This is a genomic window from Azomonas agilis (assembly GCF_007830255.1).
In the GTDB taxonomy this organism is placed as follows: domain Bacteria; phylum Pseudomonadota; class Gammaproteobacteria; order Pseudomonadales; family Pseudomonadaceae; genus Azomonas; species Azomonas agilis.
On record NZ_VLKG01000005.1, the window covers coordinates 245,999 to 261,193 of the forward strand.

The window sequence follows — 15,195 nt, forward strand, 5'->3', positions numbered from 1 at the left end:
AGTACCAAGGCTATACAGGCTGAGCCTTAGGACTCAGAGGAGTAAGGAAAGCGCCAGTGCTCATGCTCTTTGGGAAACAGCATGCCCGCGTCGCCACGAGGCCCGGTAAATACCTGACGTAAGCGGGCCGCGCCTAGTTTGCCACTGGGATCTAGCTCATTCACCTTATCTAAGGCTGCCAGTGATTCTGCTTGTTTGCCTAAGCGCGCCATATTGTAGGAATAGGCGGTTAAAGATTGCAGCCACAGACGGGTATAGGCGTGCCAGTTTTTAAAATCCGCCATATCGCCAGTGACCGCCCGCCAGTCATCGGGTAAATCCAACCGCTTAGATAACCAGTCCAAGCAAGATAAAGCCCAGTGTGCTGCTTCGGCTGAGCGGCGCCGATAAAAATAAAAGCGATAGGCGACGATGCGCACCCCTAAGGTATCAGGAGCTTGGTCGATGATTTCCCGCACCAAGGCTTCAGCTTTTTCTGACTCGGACCAGTGGGCGAAAATCTCCTTGAGTTTATCGCGGGTATCCGGCGGCAGGTTGTTGCTGAAGCGATAAGGTTCCAGTTGGTAAATACGAGCACTGGGACGTGCTTCTGGAGGTGCGGTCTGCGTCATGTCAAAGCTCCTAGTGCTAGGCGGATAAAACCACTTGAGGCAAAGGCTGCTTCAGGTGGGGCGATAATCGAACAAAGCAGGCATCATTCCAACTCATGTACTTGAAAGCAAGAATGGCTTAGGGAGTAAAAAAACGTTCCTTCCACTGCTGATCCAGTGTCTCACCTCGCCGTAATGCTTGACGTACAGCGGCTAAGCTACGATCCAGTTGGGCGAGATGTTCCACACAGTCCTGCTCATCGCTATTGGCTTCTAGTACCTGTACAACCGCTCCGTTGCAAATGACTAAGCGCCGACTCCCCGACAACGCCAGCAAGGGATCGTGGGTCGATAGCAACACGATTTTGCCTTTCTCGATGAAGAGGTTGAGGGCGCGGGTGCGGTCTACGCCGGCATTCTCAATCTCATCAATCAAAATGATTGGCTTAGGACTTAACAGGGCTGCATCGGCAATCATCAAGGCACGGGATTGCCCACCCGAGAGCTGAGTTAAGGGAGTATTAGGGCCAAAGGGTTCACCGGCCATAGCCACCGCTGCATCCAATACCCGCCAAACGGCTTCCTCTGGGTCGGCTAAAGCCCGACTTTCAGCGTGTAAGCGTAAAAAAGCGGCCACGGATAAGTCCATGACGAAGTTCATGTTTTGAGTAATTTGTGCTACTAAACGCGCTTCGCCCGAAAAACGCCATTCCGGGTTAGGAGCTTTGCCATCAATCAAGATGTGCCGTTTAGAGGGCGTATCCCCCTGGGCCGGGCATTCGATATCGGCCAGTAATCGGCTTTTACCGGCTCCGGTCGGCCCCACAATGCAAATGACTTCACCGGGACGCAAACACAGATTTTGAGCTTCGGGGGTTCCGTCTTTTCCTTGGCCCGCTGTGATTTCGAGGGATTGCACAATGCTGAGTTGATCGGCGGAGAGTTGGCGCGCGGCTAAAAATGCCTGCAAACCTTCCCACAGGCTTTCGGGGGTCCAGCCGCCCAAGTCTTGCTGTTGCCAAGGTAGGCTGTGCCAATAATCTTTTAGTGTATTGTGGGATACGGGGATGGGGAGGCGGTTTAGGCGGAAGAATTCAGCCGCTCCCGCGTGTTCAAGGAGTATCTGCTGACGCAGAGATGCAGGCAGTTCAGTCATGGGAGCCGTCCTCTTCTATATTCATGCGTCGTACTACGCCGCGCTGAAAATCACGCCCGATTTTGGTTTGCCCAAAGCAGTAGGAGCACACGGCCGAGGGTAAGGAAAAGCGTAGCTGACCGCCGCTTAGGGAGTCATCTTCAGCGGCATTGGCCCAGAGTCGGCTGATTTCCCAACTGCCTTGGCCGGTGATGCCATTGGCAAACAGGATGCGCGCCTTGGCATTGACCTGCCGCACACGATGAGCAAAGACTTCCCGCTCGGCTTGGCTGACGATATCTCCCTTGGTGATGATGACTAAATCAGCGGTTTTCAGCATAGGGCCGACTTTGCGCGGGGTATCCACACCGGAGAGGTTATCCAGCACGCACACGGCGTACAGGCCGCGAATATGGGGCGCACAGCGGTTGCATAAGCCGGCGGATTCGCTGATCAGTACATCCAATTGCTGTTCGTGGCCCCAGCGCGCGCAGTCTTCAATGTTGCTGACAAAAAAATGATCGGGGCAGGTATTGCCAGCCAATCCGGTTAAAGCCGGAAAGCCTGCTTCCTGATAGCGCTCACCGTCACGGCTGCTCAGGCAATCGAATTTGACTACCCCGCAACGCAATCCAGTGTCCCGCAGTTGCTGCATGACTTTCAGGGCAAGGGAGGTTTTTCCGGAAGAGGGCGGGCCTGCCAGAGTGATGAGTTTCATGCTTGATAGCCTCGTTTAAAGGAGTGACCGGCCTGCGCCAGCAAAGCATCCAATTGGTTACTGCGGGCCAAATCCCAACCGATCCAACGTAGCGGGCCGGGTAACGGCAGCCGAGCGTGTTGGCGATGAGCGGCAATGCAGTGGATGTCTTCCATCTGTCTGGCCCAGCGCGGGCCGGTGAGAAAATCAAAAGCCGCTTGAGCGCCGGGGCTGAGGTGTTTTTGCCCCAACAAAGTCAAGGGGGAACCATAGGCTCCTTCTTCAGGCCACAGGCGTGCGGTGCGTTCGCTATGGATGTTGTTTTCTGCCCAGAACCAAGGCAGCACGTAAATGGCCGCCCGCTGTGGGTGACGACTACCGGCGGCGCGGGCCATTTCGCCCCCGCCTTGAATGGCCTTGGTATTCCGGCCTAGGGTTTCTAGGGCGGCGGGGCCGAAGTCTTTGGCCAGATTGCCCAGTAGCATGGCGTTGGGCAGTCCTTGTTCGCCATTCAGGATGATCTCGCCTTGGTAACGCGGGTTGAATAAGTCGGCCCAGCCTTTGGGTTCCGGGCGGCTGCCTAGGCGTTCGCGATCCAGAAGCATGATCCAGCAGGCGCTGCCGTACACTCGGAATAGATCTTCTGGGTCGGCAAATTCAGCGCTGATCAACTCAGGCCGCATGGGGATTGAAGGCAAAGGCGCAAACACATTAGCCCAACGCTGCCTAAAATCGGGTTGCGCAAAGTGGCGCGGGCCAGCAGCAATCAGGCAGGGCAGCTCCTCTCGCCTTTGAGTATGCCGAAAGTCTTGATAAGGCTGTGCGTTTGAGGGGAGCGGGATGTACCAATCGGGCTGGAGACCTTGGGTGATGAAGTAGCGGGCCAGTTGGCGGCGCAGCGTTCGTTCTAAAGGTGGAATGCTGTGTCCGTAAAAGTCCAATTGCCGGGGAGCCGCGCCCTGTTCCTCTGGGAATACAGGCTCCTCATATTCCAGTGACTCCAGACCTGTATCCGCAGCCTGAGGATCAAGGTAGCAATAAGCGGTCAAGGGCAGCCTCCGAAGGGGTAGTTTGGAAAAATTCCTGCATAAAGGTGCGCACGTAAGGGCGAAGTTCTTCAGAAAAGCGCTGAGGATGCAGCAGGCCGGCTAACCAACGGGCTCCCAAGATCCGCATAAATGAAGGGGGGCGGTCGAACCAGTTGAAGGGCAAGGCTGGGATGCTATAGATCCGTCCGTGGCGCACGGCATTGATGGATTGCCAGCGCGGATCGGTGCGCAGATGTTCGGCGGTTTTAGCGTCCCGCGTCAGGATGACATCGGGGTTAATCAAGAGTACTTGCTCTAAGCTCAGACTTTGACTGAGGGTGAAGTCGGTTTGCGGGCAGTCTAACGCCGGTCGCCCTCCGGCCAGTCGAATCACTTCCATACGGCTGGAGTTGGCGCACTGGGTGGTCAGCCCATCAGGCGTTTCGCTGTAGTACACCCTAGGGCGTTGCGATTCGGGGATATCCACCACAGCTTGTTGTAGGGCGGCTAAACGCTGTTCCAACCCCAAAGCAAGCTGTTCGCCACGTTCTGGGCGTTGCAGTATGTCGCCCAATCTTCGGAAGGTAGCAGGGTATTGGCTTAAGTGTTCGGCATCCAGCAGCACCACTGGTTTATGCAGACGCTCCATCAGGGCGAGGGTTTTATTCTGTAGGCTACTGGGGCCCGTCCAGCTCACAACTAAGTCGGTTTGAATGGTTAAAACCTGCTCTGCATCAGGGTTTTGCAGCACGGGAATAATCGGGAGTTGGCTGATTCCCGCCGGTAAAAAATCCTGAGCTCCTTCTGGCAGTACGAAGGATAGGGCCACTGTGTGTTCAGGGGCTAGAGCTACCAGTACCGGCGTTAGGGCAGTGATGGCGGGAAACAGGCGTTGGGGATGATCGGGGATTTCTACCGAGCGCTCTGCCATGTCCGTGACCGTACGCGCCATGCTCGAATGGCTAAATAAACCCAGTAACAGCAACAGACTCAGGGTAAGACGGCGGTTCATGGGGTGGCCTCCAGCGGGTCAGCACCTTGCAAAATCAAACGCACCTCCTGATCACTGGGGCTGTATTGGTAAAACTCTTGGTAGAAACGCCGGGTTTCAGTGGCCAGATCCAGGCTCGAAAAACGCTGTGGATGGAAGAGCTGCGCCGCCCACAGGATCTGTAAGGCGGTTTCGGTGGCCCGAGTACACCAAGCATTGATGCCCTTAGGGTTGACCAACACGCGCCCCGCTTGAACAGCGGGTAACGAGTGCCAGCGTGGATCGTCCAAAATGGCCTGCTGAGTGCTGCGGTCTAGGCTGATGATGAATTCCGGTTGCCATATCAATAGCTGTTCCAAAGACACCTGAGCCTCAGCGGGTAATCCAGCTTGAGCGGCGACATTGATGCCTCCCGCCTGCTCAATCCAATGATTGATCATCGAATTCTGGCCTTCGGTGTGCAGTGGCGATAGGGCGGCGTAGTACACACGGGGGCGTTCTGTGTCTTTAAGGGGCCGTAAAGCGGAGGCAACCCGCTCTAGGTTGCCTTGGTAATACTGAATAAAGCGCTCCGCCTGAGCCTGTGACGCAGGGCCAAGGGCTTGGCCTAGTAAGCGAGCGGCGGTCATCATCTCTGTGGCATTGCTGTAGCCCAAGTAGAGTACGGGTATCCCTAGGCGTTCGAGTCGGGCTCCCAAGGCTTGGTGGGTATTCCAGAGCGCGACTAAATCCGGTTTACGGGTCAGCAGTGGTTCTAGGTGTACCGAAGCGGGCCGCACAAAAGGTGTAGGTAACTGGCTGATTTTAGGCAAGATGCGGCGCAACCAAGGGTTGCTTTGTACTTCAGGGGTGATGCTGGCGAGCTGCTCCTGTCCTCCTAGAGCCAAAATAAAGGAGGCAAGGGAAATTCCCGGCGTGCCCACGCGTTGAGGCGCAGCGGTGAGATTTACTGTGTGGTTGGCTTGGTCTACCAAGGATAGGGGAAAAGTTTGAGCCCATCCCCAACCGGAGTCACTGAGCATCCCGCCCATCAGCCCGATAATGGTCACTAAAGTACGGATTGGGCGGCGCATCAGAAGGATACCGTGCCCGACAGCGATAGGGTACGGGGCGCACCTAAGTACAGGATGCCGGAACGGGTCGTCCAATAGTCCTTATCGCCGAGGTTAGACACCGTTAGCCGCCACGTGGTGTCTTTATCGTACACACGAGCCCGATAGCGCAGACCGGCATCCAGCAAGGTCACAGAGTTGACGTACAGGGTGTTGGCGGCATCCCAAGGTACTTCTTCGGTATAGCTAATGCCGCCGGTTAGGGTTAGTCCTGATACCGAGTTGGAGCCGGGCAAATCATACTCGGCGTACAGCTTGGCCATGCTTTCTGGAACCCCTTGCGGGGTTTTGCGTTCGTTGGCTGAGGCGCGATCAATCCAAGCATCCAGTTTGGTAAAGCCGCCGGTTAGGGTCAGACGCTCGGTAAGGCGGCCTGTGGCGGAGAATTCCCAGCCTTTGTGAATCGCCTTGCCATCCTGAGTGGCGACGTTGGTAGCGGTATCCACGTTTTGGTTGGCATCTTCAATGTAGAACCAAGCCAAACTCAAATCCATACCGCCAACTGAGGCTTTCAGCCCCAACTCTTTTTGCTTGCTGACATAGGGTGAAAACACCTGTCCGGCGTTGGCCTGTGTAGCGCCCGCCACTAAACCCTGTTGCAAGGATTCGACGTAGGAGGCGTAAGCGGTTAGCTCGGGGATGGGTTTGAAACTGATGGAGTAAGCGGGGGAGAATTCATTTTCGTCATAGCGGGTGGTGGTTTCTGCACCTGCAGAATTGCGTGAGGTGGAGCGATCATCCACCCGTGCCCGAGTGCCACCAATCATCACCGTCCAGTGGTCGCCGATGGAAATGCGATCGGCAAAGATCAAGGTGGTGTAATGGGTTTCCTGTGAGGTGCTGGTGCCTTTGGGCGGTTCACTCCAAGGGCGATAATGGGTATTACCGTGCAGATCACCCGGATAGACCGTGGTATAGGTGGTGCCTCGGTAGCCGCTATCGCCGGAGTCGTAAGAGTCACGGGTTACACCCAGCGTAAACAGGTGCTTCAAGGGGCCGGTGCTTAGATTGGCATCCAGAAACAGATTGAACTGCTTGACGATGGTGTCGAATTCTTGCTGAGAGTCGACCCGCCAGCGGTAGTCCAGATCATTGTTTTGCCACACCTGACGATTGAGCAAATACGAGCGCTCAATACGGCTGTAACGTGCTTTAGTGCGTAGGGTAAACACATCATTCAGCTTGGTTTCTAGGCCGATGCCGAATCGGTTGGTAGCATCCATAGCGCCGGTGTAGGGAGCGCCCCAGTTTTTTGAAGCATTAGGCGCGCTGGGAATGCCGATGTGCGCCGTAGTCATAAACAGCGCTTGGGCGTGTTCTAAATTGCGCCGCGAACGGCTGGCATCCAGCATCAGCAAGGTATCGGGGGTGATTTGCCAGTCCAGTGCCCCAGAATACAGGTGGCGTTTTTGGCTTTGATCATCCATGCCGTTGGTGTCGCCCTTGTCGGACTGAAGCACGTTAAGCCGATATTTGAGGGTATCGGTGAGTGCTCCCCCTAAATCAAGATGGCCATAGACCTGTTTATCGTAGGTGCCGACGGTGAATTCCCGCAGGCTGTGTGCGGTGGGGCGTTTCAGGCTGTAATTGATCATCCCGGCGGGTGAGGTGATGCCGTATAAAAAGCCGTTGGCCCCGTTGAGTACCTCGATGCGCTCTTTGTCTTCCATCGGTTGGTACACATCGAAGTTACGCATCCCATCCACAGCCATGTTGTAGTTCCAAGTGGAGGCTGAAAAACCGCGCAGGGTGAAGTAGGGCGTAATCTGACTGGCCCCGGTGTTGCTGTACACCGTGGGCACATACTTAAGCGCTTCGGTGGTATTGGTGGCTTGGGTGTTCTGAATCAGATCCCCAGAAACGGTATTAATGGAGAAGGGCGTGTCCTGTAAGCGCGTGTTGCCCAGTGGCCCAAGCTGAATGCTTTCGACGCGATAGCCCAACTCGGCACTGCCATCGGCGGCCTGCAGGCTAGTAATCTGAGTTTCGGTTAATTCTAGGGGGGCTTCGCTGGCATTCTCTTCCGCCACGACGGGACTTATAGGAGCAAGCAGTAGACCAATACAGGTGATTTGGGCATAGCGATATAGAGACGACACGGCGGCACCCTCGCGCGTTTGGTAATCCTGATGCGGATTTGGCAAGGGCTGTGCCAGTCCCATAAAGGGCTGTTTTGCGTTCAGCTTAGAACGATATCGGATTAATGTTCTTGGGTGTTCAGCGGTCGAGGGGTGTAGGAGGCATTAAGCGTTCGAGAATGTCAGCACTCAAGCCAGAGTGTACCTGAATGTTATTTGTACTGGCTGAATGGGCTGACATGAAGGTTAGAAATACCCTAAATAAAAGGGTTTGAAAAACCTTGAATGGGTCATCAAATTTCGAGATAAGCGCTTTGCACTCAGCCTATCCGAGTCAGAGGTTCAGCATGAGTTAAGCTTCATTCTCTAGTTTGGATGCTACGAAACAGCACGAGGTTTCTAATCTGAACCTTGGTGTTTCGTAAGCGCACTACCTAACAGGTTGCTGCTCTCCAGCGTTCAGAGGATATGAGGGAATAATCATGAGTGGATCCAAACTGCGTCCTGTGTCGGCTCAAATGGCTTCTGAGACCTTAAAGCCTATTATTGATGGCTTTAAGCGTTTTAAGCGCGATGTCTTTCCCACTCAGCAAGCACTGTTCCAAAAACTGGCTAAGTCACAAGCGCCTCAGGTTATGTTTATCACCTGTGCGGATTCGCGCATTGTTCCTGAGCTGATTACCCAAACCGAACCGGGCGATTTATTCATCACCCGTAACGTGGGCAACATTGTTCCGCCCTATGGTCAGATGAACGGTGGGGTATCTACCGCCATCGAATATGCGGTTTTGGGGTTGGGCGTAAAGCACATCATCATCTGCGGGCACTCCGATTGCGGTGCCATGAAGGCGGTACTCAATCCAGAGCCTTTGGAAAATATGCCTACCGTAAAGGCTTGGCTGCGTCACGCTGAGGTGGCTCGTACCGTAGTAGCCGGTCATAGCCATCATCAGTGTGGCCATGAGCATCCACTGGAGTTTTTAACTGAGGAAAATGTGGTGTCCCAGTTGGATCACCTGCGTACCCATCCATCCGTGGCCGCTCGTTTAGCCAGTGGTCAGTTGTTTATTCACGGCTGGATTTACTCCATCGAGACCGGTGAAATCAGTGCTTACGATGTAGAGCAAGGTCGTTTCTTACCCCTAGACGGTGACGACATGCCAGTGGCCAACCCACGCCCACGTTTGGTAGCCGCTTCTTGATTTAACCGGTACCTGCGTTTTCGCAACTAGGGTGGGTTCACTAGGTAGTGCATTGATATAACTACTACATAAGTACCGATTAACTTAGCTCAGCATGGGGCTATGCTTAAACCCCTGTGGGCATGTATCGGTGACTCTCGGGATAACCCGATTTTTGGGCCTTATTGAGCCCAGTATTCGTGCCGTTTCTATATTCAATACCCAGTAGGGCATCAATCTAAACCGATGGATGCCTTGCTGGGTATTCAAGATGATGGGGATCCACCATTTATGTCTGAAGTGCTCTCAATGAGGTTTGCTGGGTTTCAGCAAACTTTTTCACGGGATTTATTGGCTTCGTTAGTGGTTTTTTTGGTGGCTTTGCCCCTGTGTATGGGAGTGGCCATTGCTTCAGGTATGCCACCGGCTAAGGGGTTGGTTACGGGAATTATTGGGGGATTAGTCGTTGGATTTCTGGCAGGCTCTCCCCTGCAAGTCAGTGGCCCGGCGGCGGGCTTGGCGGTACTGGTGTTTGAACTGGTGAGTCAGCACGGTATTGCCGCTCTAGGGCCGGTATTGATTTTAGCGGGCATTATTCAAGTAGCCGCTGGTTTTGCCCGTTTGGGCGCATGGTTTCGCGTCACCTCTCCAGCGGTGGTGTACGGCATGTTGTCGGGCATCGGTATTTTGATTGTACTGTCGCAAATCCATGTGATGTTGGATGCCACGCCCCAAGCAGCGGGTTTGGCTAACCTCTTGGCCTATCCTCAGGCCTTAACTTCGGCACTGAAGCAATGGAGTGGTGAGGGGAGCTCAGGGGGATGTGCTCTGCTGTTGGGCTTGATCACGATTGCGATTATGTGGACTTGGGATAAAAAACGTCCGCACAGTTTGCGTTTTCTACCCGGCGCTTTATTAGGCGTGACCGCTGCAACCCTGATTAGTCTGATATTGGGCTTAGAGGTTAATCGCGTTGATGTGCCCAGTAATCTAGGGGATGCCATCGACTTTGTGGGTTTATCGGAGTTGGCTTTGCTGGCCAATCCCGCTTTGCTGATGTCGGCCATTGCCCTAGCCTTTATCGCCAGTGCTGAGACTCTGTTGTCGGCAGCGGCGGTGGATCGTATGCACCAAGGGCCGCGTTCTGACTTTGACCGAGAGTTATTTTCGCAGGGTATAGGTAATTTCTTATGCGGTTTAGTCACCGCCTTACCCATGACCGGCGTGATCGTGCGTAGCTCTGCCAACGTGCAGGCGGGCGCTAAAACTCGACTGTCGGCGATTTTGCACGGTGTTTGGTTGTTAGCCTTTGTGGTGGCTCTGCCTTTTGTATTAACCGCGATTCCGGTGGCCAGTTTGGCCGGTGTTTTGGTGTATACCGGGTTTAAATTAGCTGATCCTTCGGTCATCAGCAGCCTGAAGCGTTATGGCCGTGCGCCCCAGTTGGTTTATGTCGTGACGGCTGTAACCATCGTGTGTACCGATCTTCTGACTGGCGTACTGGTTGGCTTTATCCTGTCCCTGATTCAGTTAGCGGTGATGGCTTCCCGTCTCAAAATCAACATTGTTTATGATCCAGAAGATGAATCCCAAGCGGAACTGCGCATGACCGGCGTGGCGACCTTCTTAAAGGTACCTAAACTGAGTCGGGCTCTGGATAAGATCAAACCCGGAACCACGCTGCATGTGCCTTTAGATAATCTGCGCTACATCGACCACGCCTGTATGGAGCTGCTGGAAGATTGGGAGCGCAGCCATCAGGCTGACGGTTGTCAATTGGTGATCGGTCACTGGGCCTTGAAGCGCCGTTTGGAGGGGGCTACCCATAAAACTTAATGGGGTTTGAGCCGTAGTTGTACCTAGAAAATCCGATGTTCCCTCAACGGGGCATCGGATTTTTTATATGGGGTCTGGGGAAATGGCTGAGTGCTTAGACAGGCGTTTTTCTTGAGGTGCTACTTCCTATATATATTTAAGCTATGCCGATGCTGGCTATTTGCTGGTACTGTTTCAAGCAAATTGATTTCCGATCCTGATCCAGCAGACGTGGCTTATTTTCTGTGGTGTATAACATCCTTATTCCGTCATGGAGCTGCTGCACAGCTTAATTTAGAGGGCTTTTGCTGATCAGCAAGGAAGATTATCCACCAGACCCGCTTGGCAGGTTATACACCAAGTGGGGTCTAATAATAGTTAGCAGGTAGGAATATGGCACATTCTGAGCTAGACCATCTAGCATTTAGATTCTTTAAGCTGTTCGCACAGTATGAGTCCACTTTGAAGGAGCGCGAGCATTTCCAGCCAGGCAAGAACGGAACTATAAATGTAGACTGGGATAGATTTGCGAACGAGGTGGTAGGTCCAAACTTCATCGTGAACCTCGGAGACAACTCATCAGCAGCCGAGTACATTCTAGAGAGTCCTCCAATGAAACAATCTATTGGGGATGACGGACGGATTGTATGGAAAGAAGTTCCTAACACAGAGCGCTCAGCTCAAATTCTTTTTGCGCACATTTGCCGCATGAGGAACAACCTATTTCACGGTGCCAAGTTTAACGGAACATGGTTCGACCCTGACCGTAGCACAGCTCTGTTGGAATGTGGACTGATGATTTTGGAGCATTACGGGAAGTGGTTGCAACATTGACTGCTAACAAATCAATCAACGAACGCCCTCCGGGCTCGTACCTCCAAACCGCTGCGCGTTTTTCCGGCCTGTTATTGAAGCGTTAGACATTAAGAGGGCCAAATTTTGAGACTCGAAGGAAAAGTTGCTTTAGTCACTGGGGCTGCCAAAGGTATTGGTGAATCAATTGCTCGTCATTTTGCAGCGGAAGGTGCTTTTGTTTATGTCACGGATATTGATCAGGACAATGGGCAGCAAGTTGCGTCATCCCTCAACCGATCTGCTTGCTTTGCTTTGTTGGATGTTCGCCATGAGGAAGATTGGCAAAACCTGACAGGAAAAATAATTAAAGCACATGGTCGACTTGATGTTGTCGTCAACAATGCTGGTATTACTGGTTTTGAAGATGGTTTTGTACCGCATGATCCAGAGAATGCAACCATAGAATCCTGGCGCAAGGTACATGAGACAAACCTCGATGGTGTCTTTCTAGGGTGTAAGTACGCCATTAAAGCCATGCGCGCCACAGGCAAGGGTTCCATTATCAATATATCGTCGCGTTCTGGCATTGTCGGCATTCCAACTGCTGCAGCCTATGCTTCTAGTAAAGCAGGTGTGCGGAATCACACTAAAAGTGTAGCCTTGTACTGTGCACAGCAGAATTTGAATGTACGGTGTAATTCAATTCACCCTGCTGCAATTCTGACGCCTATGTGGGAACCGATGCTGGGTAATGGGGCAGAGCGTGAGGCTAATATGGCTGCCTTTGTTCAAGATACACCGCTTAGGCGTTTCGGTTTGCCCAAGGAAGTAGCCTGTGTTGCTGTTATGTTGGCTTCAGATGAATCAGGCTATTTGACAGGCACGGAGATAAACATTGATGGGGGCATTCTTGCTGGTTCAGCAGGAGCTCCTAAGAAATGATGTCTAACAAAACGCAGCACGCGCTCCCTGCCGGTCGCTGGGATACCAACCCGCTGCGCGGCTCGCCGCCCGTGTGCTTTGCGTTAGAACTATGGAGTATTGGCTCATATGAGTGAAATCCCGCCTGTAGCCATTGGTGCGATCCTAGCAGCCCTTATAACAGGGTTGGTGTCACTGCTTGGCCTGATCATCAGCAAGGAGCACAAGGTCTCTGAGTTTCGGCAGGCCTGGATTGACTCGCTTCGGTCCGAATTGGCTAACTTGATTTCCCATGCCAATGCAATTCATGGAGCGGATGTCGCTACGTTTGAAAGCGCATCAGAAACATGGAAGATCGTTCGAGATGACTTCGTAGGAATAAATCAATCGGCGGCAAATATCCGCCTTCGCCTCAATCCGAAGGAAAAGGAAGCGCAGGCTGTCCTCGGAAAAATCGAAGCTCTCGAAAGGTTGCTGACACCGGGCGTAGCTATGGACTATGCGGAAATGAACCGTGTTGAGAAGGAACTGGTGGCCAAAGCGCAGGTATTACTGAAGAACGAGTGGATGAGAGTCAGGAATGGAGAAGCGATTTACCATTATACCAAAATCTTGGCGTTTTCCATCGTCTTTGGCGCTCTATTGGCTTTGGTGGCTTTCGTTATAGCAAAGTGGTAGCCAATGAGTTCTAACAACAGCGTCAACTCGGATGCCCAACTGCGCTGCGCTCCGTTGGGAGCCGGTTACGCTGGTCGTTAGATTTTTCTATGCACATACCATCTAGCCACGTATTTGAAGCTCTTTCAGAAAAAGGCGTTGACCAACTGCACCATGCAAACAGTGTCGCGACCGCATGCCAGTTCTTAAGGTCGCGTGCGCTCCTATCCAGAGGCACGGTTGAGCGTCTTGGCATAACCCAAACGCCTCAGGAATCTGATGACATCGATCGCCGATACAGTATCTGGTTTGATGTATTTATGGACTCCGTTGATATTCATCATCATGCGCGCCGCGCAAACGTATACGGCCCAGTGCTTTTCGTTTTCGATATTGGTCTAATAGATAGAACCGGTACCGGCCGACTATGGGTAACAAAACTAAATCCTACAAAGTGGGCTGGTAAATCAGAAAAACAGCGCTGGTTCCAGGACAAGGACGATCTAGAAGAAAACTTTGTACTGGGACAATTCGATCAAATGGTTCTAGCCCGCCACAGTGGCGGAGAGCTTCCTTTCAAGGGGCACTTGAGAAAAATAATACTTGATGACCCACGCCATGAAGACGACGAGGGAATAGATACCTACAGTATGGCTGTAGGTGCTCTTCGGCTTGCAATGCAAGATGTGGGGCTTGATATTCCGATTGAGCGACGAACTTGCAGGCAAGGTTGCGTGTGCAGGCGATACTGGACGGAAAACGATGATCGAACCCTTAAAATGTTTAGCCCAAAAATCTAACAAGTGGTATATGGACTCTCCCCACAAGTAGTGAGCAAAGCTTTGCTTTTGCACCTGTCGTCAGCGCGGTTGCATTCGTATATCCGGCCTGTTCTGGGCGCTTACGCCCTGGCCATGCTGTAGTTCGCGCAGCGGGGGCCAAGCGTTCAATCGATCACGGGGATCATCATTGTTATCGGCCTTGTTCCGCTGCAGGACTCGCCTGTTCCGACAGTGCTGCTGTTCACCACAACCACCAGAAAACCATCACATCTTTACTGATTACCCCCGCCGTTAGGCGAGCTTTGTGCTCTGCCAGTTGCCATTGAACCGCCGCTCGTGGCACCAAACTGCCCAGCAGATCCGTACCAGCTTGTTGGCCAGGGCTACCGCCGCTTTGTTGTGGCCGATCCGCGCTGCTGTTTCTACAACCCATCGCTGTAAGTGCGTTAGCTTCTCCGGCGTGCGCGCCTGGCAGCGTTGGGCAGCCAGCAAGGCGGCTCGGGAGCCATGGATCAACAGGGTGCGCACATAGACGTTGCCCTGTCGGCTGATATGGCCGAGTTTGCGGCGGTCGCCGCTACTGAACTCGCGTGGCGTCATGCCCAGCCAAGCGCTCAGTTGCCTGCCGCTGGCAAAGCGTTCTGGTTTTCCAACAGCGGCGGTCAGGGCGCTGGCGGTCAGCAGGCCAATGCCACTGACTTCATCCAGTTTGCGTACGACTTCGTCGGCGGCGTGCCAGCGCTTGAGCTGTTGCTCGCACTCGGACATGCACTGCGCGTACAGGTTGATCTCGGCCAGAACAATCTGCAGTTGAGGCCGCAGCAGTGCCAGCTCAGGCCGCTCGATTAGCTCATGCGCGGCGCGCAGAAACGTGGCGGTGCTGCTGGGCGCTTCAATCCCCGCCTCACGCAAGAAGCCGCGTAGCAGGTTGATACGCTGGGTACGGCTCTTCTTCCAGGTTTCACGCAGGCCATGCAGTTGCTGCACCTGCTGTTGTTCGTGGGTTTTTACCGGCACTGGATGAATATCGCGACAGCGGGCCGCTTCGAGCATGGCATCGCAGTCGTTGCGATCAGTCTTGTTGCGCCGGCGATAGGGCCGCACGTAGCGTGGATGAATCAACATCACTGCATGCCCCTGTGCTTGCATCGTGCGCCCCCAATAGTGAGCGGTGCCGCAGGCTTCCATCACCCATTCGACGGGCTCGCTCTGCTCCTGTATATATTGCCGAAACGCCACCCGGTTCAGCCGTTTACGCTGCACCACTTGGCCAGAATGGACACTCTCAGCAACTTGGTAAATGGACTTGGCCAGATCAACTGCGATGCGCTTCATCACTGCTCTCCCACTCAGCAAACGTCGTTACTTCGGTATAGAACCGTGGCGTGGGGAGAGCCCATTACAGCATTCAAG

The 15,195-nt window shown here is 53.4% G+C and carries 13 protein-coding genes; 5 read left to right on the forward strand and 8 right to left on the reverse strand.

Features of this window, described 5'->3' with window-relative positions; genetic code table 11:
* Window positions 1-26 precede the first annotated feature (26 nt).
* From LX59_RS08815 to LX59_RS08845, 7 genes are all read right to left on the reverse strand, one after another.
* Complete coding sequence (locus tag LX59_RS08815) at window positions 27-611, reverse strand: hypothetical protein (RefSeq protein WP_144571477.1); 585 nt, start codon at window positions 609-611, stop codon at window positions 27-29.
* Window positions 612-729: 118 nt separating this feature from the next.
* Window positions 730-1,746 (reverse strand): ATP-binding cassette domain-containing protein, encoded by a 1,017-nt coding sequence (locus LX59_RS08820; protein WP_144571478.1) that lies wholly within the window; start codon window positions 1,744-1,746, stop codon window positions 730-732.
* Window positions 1,739-2,443, reverse strand: a complete 705-nt coding sequence (locus tag LX59_RS08825; protein ID WP_144571479.1) for a GTP-binding protein — start codon at window positions 2,441-2,443, stop codon at window positions 1,739-1,741. Before LX59_RS08825 ends, LX59_RS08820 begins: the two co-directional genes overlap by 8 nt.
* Window positions 2,440-3,471 carry an ABC transporter substrate-binding protein gene (locus tag LX59_RS08830; RefSeq protein ID WP_246118715.1) on the reverse strand — a complete coding sequence of 344 codons (1,032 nt, stop codon included), beginning with the start codon at window positions 3,469-3,471 and terminating at the stop codon, window positions 2,440-2,442. The genes LX59_RS08825 and LX59_RS08830 overlap by 4 nt, the downstream gene beginning before the upstream one ends.
* Window positions 3,449-4,462: an ABC transporter substrate-binding protein gene (locus LX59_RS08835; RefSeq protein ID WP_144571480.1), complete on the reverse strand. Its 1,014-nt coding sequence runs from the start codon at window positions 4,460-4,462 to the stop codon at window positions 3,449-3,451. Before LX59_RS08835 ends, LX59_RS08830 begins: the two co-directional genes overlap by 23 nt.
* The gene (locus LX59_RS08840) at window positions 4,459-5,514 is read right to left on the reverse strand and encodes an ABC transporter substrate-binding protein (RefSeq protein WP_246118716.1); all 1,056 of its coding nucleotides are present in this window, start codon (window positions 5,512-5,514) and stop codon (window positions 4,459-4,461) included. The genes LX59_RS08835 and LX59_RS08840 overlap by 4 nt, the downstream gene beginning before the upstream one ends.
* Entirely contained in the window at window positions 5,514-7,652 is a 2,139-nt protein-coding gene (locus LX59_RS08845; protein ID WP_246118717.1) for a TonB-dependent receptor, read from the reverse strand. Before LX59_RS08845 ends, LX59_RS08840 begins: the two co-directional genes overlap by 1 nt.
* 461 nt (window positions 7,653-8,113) lie before the next feature.
* Between LX59_RS08845 and LX59_RS08850 the strand changes: the two genes are divergently transcribed.
* From LX59_RS08850 to LX59_RS08870, 5 genes are all read left to right on the forward strand, one after another.
* Entirely contained in the window at window positions 8,114-8,833 is a 720-nt protein-coding gene (locus LX59_RS08850; protein ID WP_211354838.1) for a carbonic anhydrase, read from the forward strand.
* A 288-nt stretch (window positions 8,834-9,121) separates the two neighbouring features.
* Entirely contained in the window at window positions 9,122-10,648 is a 1,527-nt protein-coding gene (locus LX59_RS08855) for a SulP family inorganic anion transporter (RefSeq protein WP_144571507.1), read from the forward strand.
* Window positions 10,649-11,566: 918 nt separating this feature from the next.
* Window positions 11,567-12,364, forward strand: coding sequence for a glucose 1-dehydrogenase (locus LX59_RS08860; RefSeq protein WP_246118719.1), 798 nt, complete (start codon window positions 11,567-11,569; stop codon window positions 12,362-12,364).
* Between the two features lie 108 nt (window positions 12,365-12,472).
* Window positions 12,473-13,021: a hypothetical protein gene (locus tag LX59_RS08865; RefSeq protein ID WP_144571483.1), complete on the forward strand. Its 549-nt coding sequence runs from the start codon at window positions 12,473-12,475 to the stop codon at window positions 13,019-13,021.
* An 89-nt stretch (window positions 13,022-13,110) separates the two neighbouring features.
* Window positions 13,111-13,800 carry a hypothetical protein gene (locus LX59_RS08870; RefSeq protein WP_144571484.1) on the forward strand — a complete coding sequence of 230 codons (690 nt, stop codon included), beginning with the start codon at window positions 13,111-13,113 and terminating at the stop codon, window positions 13,798-13,800.
* 273 nt (window positions 13,801-14,073) lie between these two features.
* Here LX59_RS08870 and LX59_RS08875 read toward each other — a convergent pair whose 3' ends face one another.
* Window positions 14,074-15,117 (reverse strand): IS110 family RNA-guided transposase, encoded by a 1,044-nt coding sequence (locus LX59_RS08875; protein ID WP_144570217.1) that lies wholly within the window; start codon window positions 15,115-15,117, stop codon window positions 14,074-14,076.
* Window positions 15,118-15,195 lie beyond the last annotated feature (78 nt).